Origin of the sequence: Weizmannia sp. FSL K6-3076, assembly GCF_038007245.1 — a bacterium.
In the GTDB taxonomy this organism is placed as follows: Bacteria; Bacillota; Bacilli; order Bacillales; family Bacillaceae_C; genus Weizmannia; species Weizmannia faecalis.
Map to the genome: position 1 here is coordinate 2,325,630 of NZ_JBBOWU010000001.1, position 14,631 is coordinate 2,340,260.

Sequence of the window (14,631 nt, forward strand, 5' to 3'; positions counted from 1 at the left end):
CCGATTAAAGAAGCAATGCTGGTTTCGCTGGAAAACACAGGAATCGGCCGCCATGCCGGGGGGCAGTGATTCCCGGCGATATTCCTTTCTCCCGGAAAAAACCATGCCTCTAAATTTTCCCTAAGCCGCCAGACCGTCTTATTTTCCAGTTGAAAAAGGAATAGCTGCCGGCCCGAAACCAGGCCGGAAAAAAATTTCTTTTAAAAAAATAAAAAAAGGCTTTGACAAATGAAATTTATTGTCGTAGAATAATATTTGTCAGCAAGAGCAAAGGAGCTGGCAAGCAAAAAATAAAACAACCGGGAAGTAGCTCAGCTTGGTAGAGCACTACGTTCGGGACGTAGGGGTCGCAGGTTCAAATCCTGTCTTCCCGACTACTAAAAACCTTGATGTATCGCGGATGCATCAAGGTTTTTTTCGTTTTCAGCCGGGGTGATTTGCCCGTTGTTTATGCATTCCGTCAACAATTCAGCATTAAAACTGAATGCCCCTTTGATTAAAATTCCAGTGGGGATAAAAAGCCACTTTTTTCTTCACCCATTATGGCCCATCATTCCTTCATGCTTTATGCGTATTAACTTCTTGCTGCTTGTCCGGATGGAATTCCAAAAGGGGAAGCCTTAGATTGGTTAAAAAACTTCCGATTAACACACCCTATGTTTGGGAGGTGATAAAAATGGAAGAAGAAAAAAGTTACAAATCCAATACTTACTCGTACAATAACCAGCTCGAAGGAAATGTCCAGTCGCAAAATGCCGGCAGCGAAGAGGAAGAAGGGCTGGCTGATACCATTCAAAATGTGATGAACAAAGTCACCGGACTCGGGGAAACCGAGTAAAGCGAGAAGGCTGCCGCAAAAACCGTTGAGACGATCCTCAACGGTTTTTTGAACGCTTCTTGCAAAAGATCAGCCGGTCCGCGAAGTTCTTTTACGCAAAACTGCCCAACGTTAAGATTGGCACGATTTTGGCACGCTTCTTTTACGCAGAATCTGTTAAGAAGACGCGCATTTCAGCGGCCTTTCTTTTCTTAGGGCGTCTGTGCGTAAATATATAGTACGCTTCCTCTGTGCAGAACGGCGGAAAACTTGGCAGGCTTCCTTTATATAGAGCGGCCCTATGTTAAAGTTGATACGTTTTTTGGCGGGCTTCCTTAACATAGGCGCCTCTATGTTAAGATAGGCGCATCTTTTGACCAGCTTCCTTTCCGCAGAGCGGCCCTATGCTAAGATCAATGCGTTTTTAATAAGATTGCTTAACATAAGCCTGATCATAAACGGCTTTTCCCACTACCACGGAAGATGGAACCGTCCAGTCTGATTTGCTGTACCGCTTGAAAGGCTGATAGATTCTTTCCTTAGTTCGACCCCCGGTTCCAGCTGCACCCATAAAGACTTTGGATCGTACACAAGCTGGTCGCGATAAACGCTGCGGTGCCCGATGATCAAATACCCGGCAATACAGGCGGCCAACATATACATCCCCGTAACATGCCCGTACAGCTCATATCCAAGCAGCACAGCGGAAACCGGCGTATTGGATGCAGCCGAAACCACCGCCAGCATGCCCGCAGCCGCCCCTAATACAGGATTTATCCCGAGCAAAGCGGCAAATGCATTTCCGGCGGCAGACCCGATGACGAGCTGTGGGGTGAATGTTCCTCCGTAAAAGCCGGAACCAAGCGTAACCGCCACAAACAGGATTTTCCACAGAAATGCGAAAAAGCCGACATGGCCCCCGTGCATCGCTTTGTCCAAAAGCGGCAAGCTCAGCCCCAAAAAGTCGGCGGGAAAAATGAATAATGCGGCAGCAATGAGCATACCCCCAACACAGGGCATCAGGAAGGGAGGAAGATGCAATTTTTCCCGGACAACCGAAAATAAGCGGCCCCCCTGCTCAATAGATTCAACAAACAGCCATCCAGCCAGGCCGCAAATCATGCCAAGGGCCGCCACTTTTAAAAGCAGCAGAACAGAAAAAGACGGCATGGTATGGATGGTGAAATATTCATAAGGCGTATGCAACAGCCTTTTATTGACTTCAAAAGCAGCTATGCCGGAAACCGCCGAAGGGAAAAGAAACTGGTGCCGGATTGACCCGATAGCCAGTACTTCCAAACCAAACACGGCTGCTGCAACGGGCGCGCCAAACAGGCTGGCAAAAGCAGCACTGATTCCGCATACGATCAGCTGGGCCCGAAGAAACGGCTGAATATGAAAAACTTTCCCGATCCATGTGGCAAGCGAACCGGCAAAGTGAGCGCTCGGCCCGAATTTTCCAGCCGAACCGCCGGATACAAGTGTAATGAGGGCAGCCAGATACTTGACCGGGAAGCTTCTGTCAAAGGGCGGTTCCCCTTCCGAGTGCACAGCAGCAATGGCAGAAGGCGCCCCTGGTTTCATTTTATACAGCAACAGGCCATTCAACAGGCCGCCAACCGGAAGCAGCAGCATCTTATAAGGCACGGGCAGCGCACCTGTTTTTCCGCTCAAAAAATTTAAAGCTTTCAAAAACAAACCGACCGTGGTCCCGGCCACAACGCCAATCAGTACGGCTATAGAGACATAGACGATCATAGTAAAAAACATCACGGCAGGCTCAATGTATTTCATTTGGTTCACATTTTCCCACTCCTGCATGTCAAAACATTGTTAGTTTTATTATACACCCCGTAATACCGAGCGCAGATAAACGTGAAAAAAATGGACCGGGCACTGCATCCGGGGCGCAAGGATAACAGGCTCAGCTAATGCCTCCGGTTTGCTTGGAATATCCGGTTCTTGAATGGAAAAACCCCGCCCTTCTAAGAAGGACGGGGTTTAACAAATTATGTATGTGCCGCAGTTGCCGTAATCAAACTAAGAAAGTTTTAGAACCACACTCCTCAAAGTGGGTGTCCGCAAAAGCGTTCCTGCCATCCTCCCTGCCAAACGGCAAAAGGCTCGGCATTCCCGCAATAATGTTAAACTCCCTATAACAGTTTAAAGGTTAAAACTTTATTAATATTACGTACAACGCAGCTTGTACTCTTATACTACGCTTTATGCGCCGCAAGATCAAGAGGAAAATTTTTCATTCCGTTTCACCGCTCCACGCCATCATGCCGCCTTCCAGGTTTGTGACATCAAAACCCTGGCTCTCGAGAAACTGGCATGCCATATAGCTCCGCCCGCCGGAATGGCAAACGACAATATAGTTTTTGGAGCGGTCGAGATCATGAAGGCGGAATCCCAGCAAACCGAGCGGAATATGCAGCGCGCCCGGAATTTTCCCTTCCGCCACTTCCTCCGTTTCGCGCACATCGATAATATTGAGTTTTTCACCCTTGTTCAGTTTTTCCTCGACTTCCATCGCAGAAATTTCTTTCATCAAAATTCCTCCCTCGTAAAACAAAATCCCCTCTTTTTCGAAAAGTGCAGGCCTTGCCAGCGATGATTTTGCGGAAAAGCCGATGTCAGCGGCTTTTCACAAGCAGGTTGACCGCTTCTTTTACAAGGCTTCCCGCGTCTTCCCCGTTTTGTTCGGCATTTTTCACACATTCCACCAGATTGGCGCTGACAATGACGCCGATCGTGCGGTCAATTGCCGTCCGGGCGGCAGACAATTGGGCAATGACCTCTTTGCAGTTGTCCTTTTCTTCCATCATCCGCAGTACTCCCCGCAATTGCCCTTCGATTCTTTTGACACGGTTTTTGATTTGCGCATCGTATTCCACCTTTTTCCCTCCCCGGTTCCAAGATAGTATAAGAATGAATATGAAATCCTTTTCTGCGTAATAAACGGATGCTGAAATTGGCTTCAAGCCGGCTGGAAGCAATGAGGTGAAGACTGCCTTTTGGAATTTCGCCGGAAAACCGCTTTAAATAAGCCGTCGGAATCACAATGGCATCCCCGGTACCGCTTCCGGCATGCTGGTAATCCCTCACATCGACCACCACTTTATTTTCAATCACATCTTTTCTTAAATCCGCCCGCACGGTACCGCGAACGGGAACGTAACGTGTATAGCCGGTTTTCGTGAGAATGAGCGCAAGAACGAGCAAAACAATATACATTTATACGGATGACCTCCTGCCCGTAGTTCGGTTACAACCCCCATCATATACCCCAGGTGGTATTATTGTCAAATGGATGGCTTAAAGAAACCCGCTTGAAATGGTAAAATAAGGGCGCTACATTTTTTAAAAGCAAGGAGAAGGGGAAATGAAGACAAAAACAGCAGGCTGGTTCACGCTCTTTTTGGCTATGATGCTCACCGTTGCAGGGTGCGGGCTGCATCAAAACAGCACAAAAACGGGCACAGAACCAAAAACAGTGCAACAAACAAATACCGGGCCGGGAGAAAACCGGCAAACGGCAGGCAAGCAAATTGCTGTTAAACTTGCCGGTGTTACCGATGGGGACACGATTAAAATTTATTATCATGGAAAAGAAGAGACGGTCCGCTATTTGCTCGTTGACACGCCGGAATCAAAAAAACCGGATATGTGCGTACAGCCGTATGCAAAAGCGGCCTATTACCGGAACAAGCAGCTCGTTTCAAGCGGCAAACTGACGATCGAATTTGATCACGGGGCCAAACGCGACAAATACGGGCGGCTCCTCGCTTATGTATTCGTAAACGGCAAGTCCGTGCAGGAAAAGCTGCTGAAAGAAGGGTACGCGCGCGTGGCCTATGTGTATGAACCGCCCTATCAATATTTGGGCACTTTCAAAAAAGCCGAACAGCGGGCTAAAAACGAAAAGCTCAGGGTCTGGTCGCAACCCGGGTATGCAACAGACCGCGGTTTTAACGGGTGCGAAAAAGGCAGTTCCGCATCCAGTGCTACCGGCGGGGAGAGCCGTTCCAGCAACGGGAGCAGTGGTTTCCAAAACTGTACAGAACTGCGCAAAAAATATCCAAACGGCGTGCCGCGTTCAAACCCTGCTTATCGCTCCTATATGGACGGCGACAAGGACGGATACGCATGCGAACCATATAAGTAAGAAGCAGGCTTGCATAAGCCTGTTTTTTCTTTTTGCGGCGCAGGGCACGGCTTGCGCCACCTTCCCCGCCGCTTGCTTCAAGCCTGTTTTTTGGTTTCACAGACAAGCCCGCATGATTTCCGTCTGCCCGGCAACCGCCTCAACCCCGGTGCTTTTTTCGAGCGATTTTACAAGCTCGCCGTTTGTAATGATGATTGCTGTAATCGTATCGGCTGCATTGGCTTTAATAAATTCCAGATTAAAGCGGATCAGCGGGTCGCCTTTTTCCACTTTGTCCCCGGTCTGCACAACCGTTTCAAAACCCTTTCCTTCAAGCGAAGCCGTTTCCAGTCCGATATGAATCAGAATTTCCAGTCCTGATTCCCCGCGCAACCCGATTGCATGCTTTGTCGGAAATACTTGGATCACCTCGCCGTCAAACGGGGAAACGGCACGCCCCTCTAACGGCCTGATTGCCACGCCGTCTCCAATCATTTTTTTGGAAAAGATGGGATCGGGCACATCCTCAATCGGCGTCACCTCTCCTCCCATTGGCGCAAAAATATGCTCTTCCTTTCTTTTTCGATGGAAAAAAGGAAACAAAACGGACACCTGCCTTGTTTTCAACTAAATACACCTTCTATTTTAACATGTATGAAAAAAATCCGGCAGTTTTCATGGAAAATGCCGGATTTATCATCTGTGTTTACTGGCGGGCCGGACTGCATGGCTCCCAAAAATTTATGCATTTGCCTAGCGCCGTCCCCGTTGGGATATGAACCGGGCGTTTGCCGGATGCTGCGTGCATGGAATGCGTGCATGGAAAATGGAGCAACCAAGGGTTATACCGGCATCAATCCCCATCTTTTCCTGCGGATGGCGAACAGTCGTTAATGCCGGATTGATAAACTTTGAAAACTGGTAATCATCAACCCCAATAACAGAGAGATCATCTGGTATATTCAGACCGATTTCTTTGACAAAATTCATGACTTGAATGGCCAGTTGATCGTTGTAGCAAACAATTGCAGTCGGAGCGAACTCAGGGCGCGACAGCATTGTATGAAGTTTTTTAAATAGATTGATTTTGTTTTCCTCTGTCTGGTACATCATGATTTCACCCATCCTGCTTAATTTTTTCGTATTTTTTGCTCATATTCATGTAAGTTTCCTTTTCTAGTATTGAAGATGCTCAACAAATTAACAGTAATTGTTACGTACATATCTGGGAAAAATAAAATTTGTGATCTGGGTGGCCGCGGTGGCGTAATCCAGTTTCCTTTCGATATTTGTACGTATCATTATAACACGAAAGCCATTGCACAGGAAGAGGACTAAAAAACCGTCTGTTGTTCCCGTAATGTATTTTATTCATCTGTATGCAGCAGGCAAAAATCAGGGAGTGCAAGCACGGCTTTCACTCCCCTCTTGTATCATTTTTTAATTGTAAACTCCCCAATCTCCTTCTCCAGTTCCTCCGTGAGGGCGAACAGTTTTTCTGTGTAGCGGGAGAGTTCGCCGGCTGAGGCGGCTTGTTCTTCCATGGAAGATGAGATTTCTTCTGAAGCGGCAGCGGTTTGCTGGGAAACAGCGGAGAGGTCTTCAATCATTTGGACAACGGCATCTTTTTGTTCCCCGATCGAGCGGATCGATGCAGCTTCCTGTTTAATTGAGCTGAGCATCTTCTCCAATCCTTCGGCCAAAACGGCAATTGAAGTGCTCACGGAGTTGACCGCTTTTCTCTGCCCGGTGCTGATTTCATTCGTTTCCTCCATGACGTCCACTAGTTCTTTCATGTCTTGGAGCACGTCCGCAATCGTCGCCCGAATATCTTTTGCCGACTGTTTCGACTGCTCGGCCAGGTTGCGCACTTCATTGGCGACAACGGCAAAGCCTTTTCCGTTTTCACCGGCACGCGCCGCTTCAATCGAGGCATTTAATGACAATAAATTCGTCTGTTCAGCGATTTGCGTGATCACATCCGCGACTTGTGCGATTGATTTCGATTTTTCATTCAGCCCGGCCATCATCGATGTGACTCTTTCAAAAGCCTGTTCCAGTTTTTGATAAGAGGCTTCAAGATTATCGACCTGTTTCGTACCGGATTGGATCTCTGTTCCTGCTTGATCCACCGCATTTTCAATGACCTGCGATTGTGCGGCGAGCTTTTCGATTTCACCGCCCAAATCGCGCATTGCATTTGATCCGGTTTCAATATGATCGGACTGGTTGGCTGCGCCTGCCGCAATTTCTTCCACTGCCTTAGAAACATCCGTCACAGCCACTTCATTTTCTTTTGTTACCGTACGAAGGCCGGCAGCCGCTTTGTTGACGTTATCGACACTGTCGCTTACTTTTGCAATCAGGCTGCGCATATTGTGAAGCATGGCATTGTAACTTTTAGCCAGTTCCCCGATTTCATCATTGGATCGGAACGCAAACGCTGTAACCAGATCCCCTTCCGCCGTTTTTGCCAGCACTTGCTGTAGGTCTTTGATAATATGAACGAGCCGGCCGGCAATCAATACAGCAAAGACAATGCCGATCAAAAGCCCGATGCCGATTGAAAGCAGTCCCATCTTCTTTATTTTGCCAATCTGAGCGCTGAATTCGGACTGCGGGTTAAAAGAGGCTACTTTCCAGCCGGTTTTCGGGATCGTTGTGGCATAGACATCATACCCTGCCCCGTTCCAGTGAAAAGTTGCGGTCGCTGTCTTTTGACGATAAATCTTCTCGACAAAAGCAAAATCTTTGTCAAGCCGGGTGCTGCTTTCAAAGTCTTTTACCCCTTCTACTTTTCCGCTGTTTGCCGGCTTGGCATTTTTCCCATCGCCGTTTTTTAAAAACGACGTCACGATCACGCCCTTTGCATCGAAAATCGCAAGTTTGTTGTTTGAATCGCGTTCGATGTTTGTCCGGATCTTGCCCATTTCGGATAAATTGATGTCATACCCGACGGCGCCTGCCATCTTTCCGCCCGAAAAAACCGGCGCGACAACGGACGTCATAATGGCGCCTGTCACCTTGTCTTTGTAAATATCCATCCACTGCAGTTGCGGCTTTTTCTGCAAATAGCGGTATGTATTCGTATTGCGCACGTCCAGATCAAGCTTCGCATCCGGGGAAATATGGAGTTTTCCGGTCTCGAAATCCATATAATAAGCGGAAACGAGTTGCTTGTTCCGTGTCTGGACCGATTTGATTTCGGCTTCAATATCCTGCATCTTGTTCTTCCGCTGGAGATCCGTTTCGACAAGGCCTGCCAGCTCGTCAAGCGAGGTTTCGTATTTTGCAAGCCCTGCTTCCACCTGCGATGCCGCTTCGTTTGCAACCATTTGATTGACATCACGGTTTTTCGTTTTTAACAGATGGCTTGTAGTGGCATATTCCAGTCCAACCGTTGCCAAAATGGATATCAACATGGCGGCGCAAATCAGGCCGCCCCATTTGACGGTAAGCGGAATGAATTTCTTTTGCTTTTTCAATGTTGTCTCCCCTTTGATGTACGTTCTCACTTATTAGGTATCGGAACCATTCCGCAAAAGCTTTAGGCAGGGGCTAGAATTCGTTGTTTTTAAAAGTTTTTGATATTGGGGGCTGGCCTGTCCTCAGGAGCAAAGCCGAAACGTAAGGCATCTATAGCGACGGAACATGATTCATTTTGCAGAAAAAAACGGCAGAGCATGCCCCTGCCGTTTTTTCGCCTGCTATTCGCCGTACTGCGCTGCGAGCCGGTTCAATGCCTTGTGCAATTTTTCATATACCACTTCCTTCTCCGTCCGGAAATCTTCCCCTTCCCGGAAAAAAACCGGCGTGCCTGTAACAAGCAATCGTTTCGTCTTGCTGGCGTACAAAGGGACAAACTGGACGTGGCGGCCGGTTTCTTTGTAAAAATATTTTTCCAAATACAGGAAACCCTCGTACATCCCTTTTACACCCGCCGCGTTGTCTGTGTAGTCAATATCGGGATAAATGGCGATGCTCTCCCCGTTCTTTAACGCTTCGACGCTTTCCTGAAACGTCCGGATGATTTTGCGCGAGCTCCGGAAAACGGGAATGCCTCTCCCGGATTTCAGCAGCTTTGTGATCATGAATGAGAGAAAAAAGGCGGCCGGGTTCGCCAAAGCCCGCGGAAAGCCGAATCTTTTTGTGAACGTGTAATCGGCGTATTGCCTGCTGCAAGATTTGCGGTCAAGAAAAACGTGCAAAATCCAGGTGCGGATAAATTCCGGATACCAAAGCAATGTAACAAACGGGCCGAATAAATTGCGATGGTGTGAAACATAAACGGCAGGTCCGGCAATTTCCCCGGAAATTTGCGCTTTGTAAGACGGATAAACGAAACGCACAAGTTGGCGCACTGATTTAAAAAATAGTCCGTAACCTTTAGCCATGGCGCCTCTCCCCTGCCAGTTGCCCATATTCCGGGTAGCCGGAAAAAATTCCCCAATGAAGCTGGAGCTGGTAGAAGAAAAGGGCAAGAAAAAGGCTTGCAATCGTTTTTGCCAGCACGGGATCAAATTGAAGCAGACCGGATCCGGCTTCGATTAATAAGAAAGAGACCACGATGAACAACAGGCATGCCATCAAGTACCGGACTAAAAATCGTTTCCATTTTAAAAGCCTGTATTTGACCATAAGAAAGGCGGCAAAGGCAACCACCTGTGAGGCAGCAGTGGCCGCGAGCACTTTCCATACATGCGGAATCCCCGCCAGGACATACCGGTATAAAAGCGAGAAACTGAGCATATCTGCGATTAAAAAGATCAGTGCGGGAAAAGCATAATAAAAAAGCCCGGATATGATTTTACGGAAGATTTTCAACGAATCTTTAACCGGCCGGTAATGGGTACCTTCGTTGCGGTTAAAATAAATGGTGCGGATCGGCACTTCCCGGATTTTTACGTTCATTTTTCTTGCATAAATGAGCATGTTCATTTCATACTCAAACCGTTCGCCTTTCAGCGCCAGCAGCCAGCCGAGCTCCTGCTTCGGGATGCCGCGCAAGCCTGTCTGCGTATCGCCGATCTCTGCGCCGTACAGGGCTTTAAAGAGAAAGCTTGTCAAACGATTGCCGAACCGGCTTTTGGGCGGGACATGCTCCAGGCTAAAATCCCGTGCGCCGAGAATGATGCTGTGCGGATGTTGCCGGAGGCTTGCTGCCATTTTTTCAACATCTTCCGGACTGTGCTGGCCGTCACAATCTGCTGTGACCACACCGGAAAGGCTGCCGTGATGCGCCAAAATATGGGCAAAAGCTGTTTTCAGCGCACGCCCCTTCCCGCGGTTCGCCGGATGATGGAGCACGGTGCATCTCTCTTTTTGCGACAGCATCTGAAAAATCGGCGCACATGCCGGGCTGCTTCCATCGTCCACGACAATAATCCGCGCCGCTCCTTTTGCCAACAGGCGATCGGCATAATGGACGAGCTGCGCTTCCGGATTCAGTGCCGGAATGACAACTGCGACATTTCCGATCATATCATCCAACCCCCTTTTAAACCAATCTGTCTAGAAAAATATCCTATTTTCATATTACATGGAAAAGAGGAGAAAAACAAAGAACCGGCATTGTTCCGGTGCAGGGAAACGGCCGTTTTTCCGAACGCCAATGCCTTACTCTTAAACGGCAGCGCGTGCCCGTTTGCCCCGAGAAAATGCTCAATCGAATGGTCCCCGGCTTCCTTTTTACTCCATTCGCAAATGCTTTTCCGACAAAGTCCAGGTGCTCTTTTTCAGTAACTTCCCGGCGAGTGTTTTCCCCCGCCTGTTTGTTACAAACGGTTGAAGAACGGGTAAACTACTGTCGTATTCCATCGGAGAGGAGTAAATGAAGATGAGATTGAAAGATAAAGTAGCGATTGTAACCGGCGGCGGGTCCGGCATCGGGGAAGCGTCCGCCTTGAAACTTGCTGCAGAAGGCGCAAAAGTTTGCGTAATGGATATTGAACAGAAACGGGCGGATGAGGTCAAAAGACGGATTGAACAAAATGGCGGGGAAGCGATGGCTTTGGAAGTCGATGTCACTGATCCGGAACAGGTGAAAACGGCTGTTGACAAGACAGTCAGGGAATGGGACCGGCTTGATATCGTATTCTCGAATGCCGGCATTAACGGGACCGTGGCACCGATTGAAGACTTGACCCCGGATGACTGGGAAAAAACGTTGTCGACCAATTTAAAAGGGACTTTTCTCCTCACAAAATATGCCATCCCGCATATGAAAAATAGGGGCGGCAGTATCATCATCACGAGCTCGATCAACGGCAACCGCATTTTTTCGAACATCGGCATGTCCGCTTACAGCAGTTCAAAAGCCGGGCAGGTAGCGTTTATGAAAATGGCAGCTTTGGAACTTGCCCGCTATAAAATCCGGGTCAATGCCGTTTGCCCGGGAGCGATTGAAACAAAAATTGAGCAAAATACGAACCGTACGGAAGAACTGGAAAAGGTGCAAATTCCGATTGAATTTCCGGAAGGCGACCAGCCGCTTTCCGGAAGGCCGGGAAAACCGGAAGAAGTTGCCGATCTTGTTTTGTTCCTTGCATCGGACGATTCCAGCCATATCAGCGGCACAGACATCTATGTCGACGGGACGGAATCGCTGCTGCGGGGATAAATGGATTTTTCATGTGAAGTGGCACACCGGCCGGCGGGCTGCGGGAATCATAGCTTGCTGGACGAATCCCTTAACGGTTACTTTGAAAAAGCGAAAATTATAAAATCATTTAAAAGACGGCGGCGTACTCTATGTCCGCCGCCTTTTTGCGTTTTTTAAAAAGGGTACACAGTGCTTGTAATCGTACTCCACAAACTACGATATAGGGCTTACTGAATACATAAAATTTCTATATTTGGTAAGGATGCTGACAGCTTTGGAAAAATTGGGAATAGCTTGCACCTGAAAGCTGATTCAACGTATTGAGAAGACAGAATCTCCTTTTTGAAGATGGATTCTTCTATTTTTTGAGACATAACTTGCTTGCTGACAAATTGGTACAAACTCAGAATCGGATTCATCAGCAAGCTCTAACAGTGATGCGCTCTATGTAAAGGAAGACCTTCGTTTTTCCGCGCTTCCTTAACGTAGACAGGCTCTATGTGAAGAAAGGCCGTCGTTTTTCTTCACTTTCTTAACGTAGACGACCTCTATGTTAAGGAAGACCCTCAATTTTCCGCGCTTTCTTAACGTAGATGCGCCCTATGTAAAGAAAGACCTTCATTTTCCCACGCTTTCTTAACGTAGACGCGCCCTATGTAAAGAAAGACCTTCGTTTTTCCGCGCTTCCTTAACCTAGACAGGCTCTATGTGAAGAAAGGCCGTCGTTTTTCTTCACTTTCTTAACGTAGACGACCTCTATGTTAGGGCTTGCTGAACGAATCAAATTTGGTCAGATACAAGCCAAATTCCGATTATCAAAATATAAAATAGTGTTGTGTAAAAATTTCAAAAAAAGAACCCTGAGCTTGCGCTCCAGATTCAGTATGAAGAATTGAAGGGCTACTACTGTTTCGCTGGTCTCCTGAAGGCGTGCTCGAATAAGGCCCAGCCCATACTTGCGCTTGCCTTCGCCAAATTTGCCTTCAACGGCATTACGTTCAGAGGCATCCTGCCTTGCGACGCGTTCCAAGGTTTTGTCTTCCGTTCTGGATGGGCGTCCTAACCTTGGCCCACTCAGACGAATGCCAAGAGATTTGCAGTATGCCAGATTATTACGGTTTCGGTAAATTTTATCTGCCAAGATCGCTTCCGGATAAAATCCGAACCGGTTGTAGTAGTTTTCAACAGATTCCTTGAGAGTGGTCCCTTCATTGTAATTTTCCCAGTCGAGGTGCTCAATCAAGGCATAACCATCTACGACACTGATGGCGACTTTTGAACCGAACTCCACGTTCGCTTTTGCCTTGCCGCGCACAATTGGACGGACATGTGGCTGGGAAATGCTTACAATCCGGTGGTCAACCCGGTGTGTTTTCTTTTTGTACATTTCTGCCTGTTGGCGGTAAAGTTCATGAATCACGAGAAGTTGCCTGTATTCATCTTTGCTTAAAAGAGACAGAGAGCTTTGGGAAACAAGATTTTTAATGATCTCCAGATCTCGTTTCACATATCCGAGCTGTTTGCCTACAGCTTTCCGGATTTTCCGGGCGCCAGCTTTACGTTGCTTAGCGACAGAAAGATAGTCCTTGCGGGCTCTTTTTCTGTAGGTCCGTGGCTTACGTAATTTCCCTTTGTGTGGTTCATGCAGGACATCAATGATATGTTCCAATTTCTCACGGGCTTCGTTCAACAACCCAAGGTCTGTAGGGTAAGCAATATCAGCCGGTGCACAGGTTGCGTCCAAAATGAGCTTTCCTCTGTTCTTCGTTTTGGGAGAAGCCGATTCAGTTGAATGCTTTTCTGAATCGGAACCGGAAGGCTGAAGATCGCCACGATCATGATCATTACGATCTTCATCATCATGATCTTCATCGTCGTGATCCTGATCATCATTGTTGTCGTTTTCCTTAGATGCTTCTTCCAATTGGCGTTTTTGTTCTTCCAGAACGATCCATTCATTCAGTTCGTTGATGATATTTGCGCCCAAACGTTTTCTAAAACGAGTCATCAGAGAATGGTCGAATGGGGCTTTTTCCTGGAATTCAGGCAAGCCGATAAAATACTGAAGATACGGGTTTTCTGTGATCTGTTCGACTGTTTCCCGGTCAGACAGCCCAAGCCGTTCTTTGATATAAAGAGCCCCAAGAGCGATTCTGACAGAATAAGCCTTTTCGCCTTTGAATTTCTTCTTGAAGGACTTGGCATACTTTTCTTCGGCCATCCACCAAGGAATCATTTCAGCAAGACGGACCCAGCGATTTTCTTTATTTAATTTCCCACCGAATGGTAGAAAAAAATCATCTACAAAAGTTAATTGATGTTCGGTCTTTTTGTACATCGTAACAGCCTCCAAGTGCAAGGTTTTTTACGTGTTTCCTTTGAAATCCTTACACTTTATATTCGACAAAAGTAGCCAAAATCCTTGTCAAATCTGGAACTTTTGCTTATTCAGCAAGCCCTATGTTAAGGAAGACCCTCAATTTTCCGCGCTTGCTTTACACAGGGCTTACTGAACAGAGCGGCCACATTTTGTTCATTTTATATAGTCGGTTTTTTAAAACGGGTACAAAAGGAATGTCAACACGGCGGTGAGGATGCCTGTTATGATCCCGAAAAATACTTCCGCCGGTTTATGCCCTAAAAGTTCTTTCAGTTTCTGCCGGGATTCGGCATTTTTCAGCCCCGGGTCTTTCATTGTATCGAGAAGCCGGGAGAAATCTGCAAGCAGCTGGTTCAGCACTTCTGCATGAAAACCAGCCTGCCTGCGCACACCGATGGCATCGTAAATAACAATGGATGAAAATACGATGCTGATGGCAAATGCATTGGAACCAAATCCGGAAGTCAGCCCGATGGCAGTCGTAAGGGCGATAACCATCGCGGTGTGCGAACTGGGCATGCCGCCTGTTGAAAACGCCATTCTCCAGTCAAATTTCCCGGATGTGATCAATTGAATGGGCACTTTTACGATTTGTGCCACGAGCATGCCAAGTAAAGCGGATAAAATCGGATATGATAAAAACATTTTTCCTCCTTACTTTCACTTTCATGAATTTTCCGTGCATG

At 47.4% G+C, this 14,631-nt stretch carries 13 protein-coding genes, 1 tRNA gene and 1 other RNA gene; 4 read left to right on the forward strand and 11 right to left on the reverse strand.

Features of this window, described 5'->3' with window-relative positions:
* Positions 1–300 precede the first annotated feature (300 nt).
* Positions 301–374: transfer RNA gene (locus NSS95_RS11140), tRNA-Pro, on the forward strand.
* A gap of 302 nt (positions 375–676) precedes the next feature.
* The gene (locus NSS95_RS11145; protein ID WP_013860070.1) at positions 677–838 is read left to right on the forward strand and encodes a hypothetical protein; all 162 of its coding nucleotides are present in this window, start codon (positions 677–679) and stop codon (positions 836–838) included.
* Between the two features lie 450 nt (positions 839–1,288).
* On the opposite strand, the gene NSS95_RS11150 is transcribed toward NSS95_RS11145, so the two are convergent.
* From NSS95_RS11150 to NSS95_RS11165, 4 genes are all read right to left on the reverse strand, one after another.
* Complete coding sequence (locus NSS95_RS11150; RefSeq protein WP_340714052.1) at positions 1,289–2,611, reverse strand: chloride channel protein; 1,323 nt, start codon at positions 2,609–2,611, stop codon at positions 1,289–1,291.
* A gap of 219 nt (positions 2,612–2,830) precedes the next feature.
* Positions 2,831–3,025, reverse strand: a non-coding RNA gene (gene ssrS / locus NSS95_RS11155) — 6S RNA.
* Positions 3,026–3,071: 46 nt separating this feature from the next.
* On the reverse strand, positions 3,072–3,368 hold the full coding sequence (locus tag NSS95_RS11160) for a rhodanese-like domain-containing protein (RefSeq protein WP_211061962.1): 297 nt from the start codon (positions 3,366–3,368) through the stop codon (positions 3,072–3,074).
* An 85-nt stretch (positions 3,369–3,453) separates the two neighbouring features.
* Positions 3,454–3,714 (reverse strand): metal-sensitive transcriptional regulator, encoded by a 261-nt coding sequence (locus tag NSS95_RS11165; RefSeq protein WP_017554837.1) that lies wholly within the window; start codon positions 3,712–3,714, stop codon positions 3,454–3,456.
* A gap of 488 nt (positions 3,715–4,202) precedes the next feature.
* Here NSS95_RS11165 and NSS95_RS11170 point away from each other — a divergent pair, with 488 nt between their 5' ends.
* A complete protein-coding gene (locus tag NSS95_RS11170) occupies positions 4,203–4,985 on the forward strand; it encodes a thermonuclease family protein (protein WP_340713889.1) in 783 nt (260 codons plus the stop codon).
* Positions 4,986–5,081: 96 nt separating this feature from the next.
* On the opposite strand, the gene NSS95_RS11175 is transcribed toward NSS95_RS11170, so the two are convergent.
* The 5 genes from NSS95_RS11175 to NSS95_RS11195 all read right to left on the reverse strand — a co-directional run bounded on the left by NSS95_RS11175 (position 5,082) and on the right by NSS95_RS11195 (position 10,445).
* Positions 5,082–5,591: a PTS sugar transporter subunit IIA gene (locus tag NSS95_RS11175; protein ID WP_211061952.1), complete on the reverse strand. Its 510-nt coding sequence runs from the start codon at positions 5,589–5,591 to the stop codon at positions 5,082–5,084.
* Between the two features lie 126 nt (positions 5,592–5,717).
* The gene (locus NSS95_RS11180) at positions 5,718–6,089 is read right to left on the reverse strand and encodes a substrate-binding domain-containing protein (protein WP_340713890.1); all 372 of its coding nucleotides are present in this window, start codon (positions 6,087–6,089) and stop codon (positions 5,718–5,720) included.
* 308 nt (positions 6,090–6,397) lie between these two features.
* Positions 6,398–8,449 (reverse strand): methyl-accepting chemotaxis protein, encoded by a 2,052-nt coding sequence (locus NSS95_RS11185; protein WP_340713891.1) that lies wholly within the window; start codon positions 8,447–8,449, stop codon positions 6,398–6,400.
* 222 nt (positions 8,450–8,671) lie between these two features.
* Entirely contained in the window at positions 8,672–9,358 is a 687-nt protein-coding gene (locus NSS95_RS11190; RefSeq protein ID WP_026685161.1) for a glycerol acyltransferase, read from the reverse strand.
* Positions 9,351–10,445, reverse strand: a complete 1,095-nt coding sequence (locus NSS95_RS11195; RefSeq protein WP_035184211.1) for a glycosyltransferase family 2 protein — start codon at positions 10,443–10,445, stop codon at positions 9,351–9,353. The genes NSS95_RS11190 and NSS95_RS11195 overlap by 8 nt, the downstream gene beginning before the upstream one ends.
* Positions 10,446–10,800: 355 nt before the next feature.
* Between NSS95_RS11195 and NSS95_RS11200 the strand changes: the two genes are divergently transcribed.
* Positions 10,801–11,583, forward strand: coding sequence for an SDR family oxidoreductase (locus tag NSS95_RS11200; RefSeq protein ID WP_071452002.1), 783 nt, complete (start codon positions 10,801–10,803; stop codon positions 11,581–11,583).
* Between the two features lie 772 nt (positions 11,584–12,355).
* Here the strand turns inward: NSS95_RS11200 and NSS95_RS11205 are convergent.
* A complete protein-coding gene (locus tag NSS95_RS11205; protein WP_340713892.1) occupies positions 12,356–13,903 on the reverse strand; it encodes an IS5 family transposase in 1,548 nt (515 codons plus the stop codon).
* 216 nt (positions 13,904–14,119) lie between these two features.
* Entirely contained in the window at positions 14,120–14,590 is a 471-nt protein-coding gene (locus NSS95_RS11210; protein ID WP_026685158.1) for a divergent PAP2 family protein, read from the reverse strand.
* Between the last annotated feature and the right edge of the window lie 41 nt (positions 14,591–14,631).

Bases quoted from the DNA above. Each gene is read 5' to 3' on its own strand.
- NSS95_RS11180 (WP_340713890.1), bottom strand. From the start codon at position 6,089: ATGGGTGAAATCATGATGTACCAGACAGAGGAAAACAAAATCAATCTA.
- NSS95_RS11145 (WP_013860070.1), top strand. From the start codon at position 677: ATGGAAGAAGAAAAAAGTTACAAATCCAATACTTACTCGTACAATAAC.
- NSS95_RS11170 (WP_340713889.1), top strand. From the start codon at position 4,203: ATGAAGACAAAAACAGCAGGCTGGTTCACGCTCTTTTTGGCTATGATG.
- NSS95_RS11195 (WP_035184211.1), bottom strand. From the start codon at position 10,445: ATGATCGGAAATGTCGCAGTTGTCATTCCGGCACTGAATCCGGAAGCG.
- NSS95_RS11190 (WP_026685161.1), bottom strand. From the start codon at position 9,358: ATGGCTAAAGGTTACGGACTATTTTTTAAATCAGTGCGCCAACTTGTG.
- NSS95_RS11160 (WP_211061962.1), bottom strand. From the start codon at position 3,368: ATGAAAGAAATTTCTGCGATGGAAGTCGAGGAAAAACTGAACAAGGGT.
- NSS95_RS11210 (WP_026685158.1), bottom strand. From the start codon at position 14,590: ATGTTTTTATCATATCCGATTTTATCCGCTTTACTTGGCATGCTCGTG.
- NSS95_RS11200 (WP_071452002.1), top strand. From the start codon at position 10,801: ATGAGATTGAAAGATAAAGTAGCGATTGTAACCGGCGGCGGGTCCGGC.
- NSS95_RS11150 (WP_340714052.1), bottom strand. From the start codon at position 2,611: ATGAAATACATTGAGCCTGCCGTGATGTTTTTTACTATGATCGTCTAT.
- NSS95_RS11205 (WP_340713892.1), bottom strand. From the start codon at position 13,903: ATGTACAAAAAGACCGAACATCAATTAACTTTTGTAGATGATTTTTTT.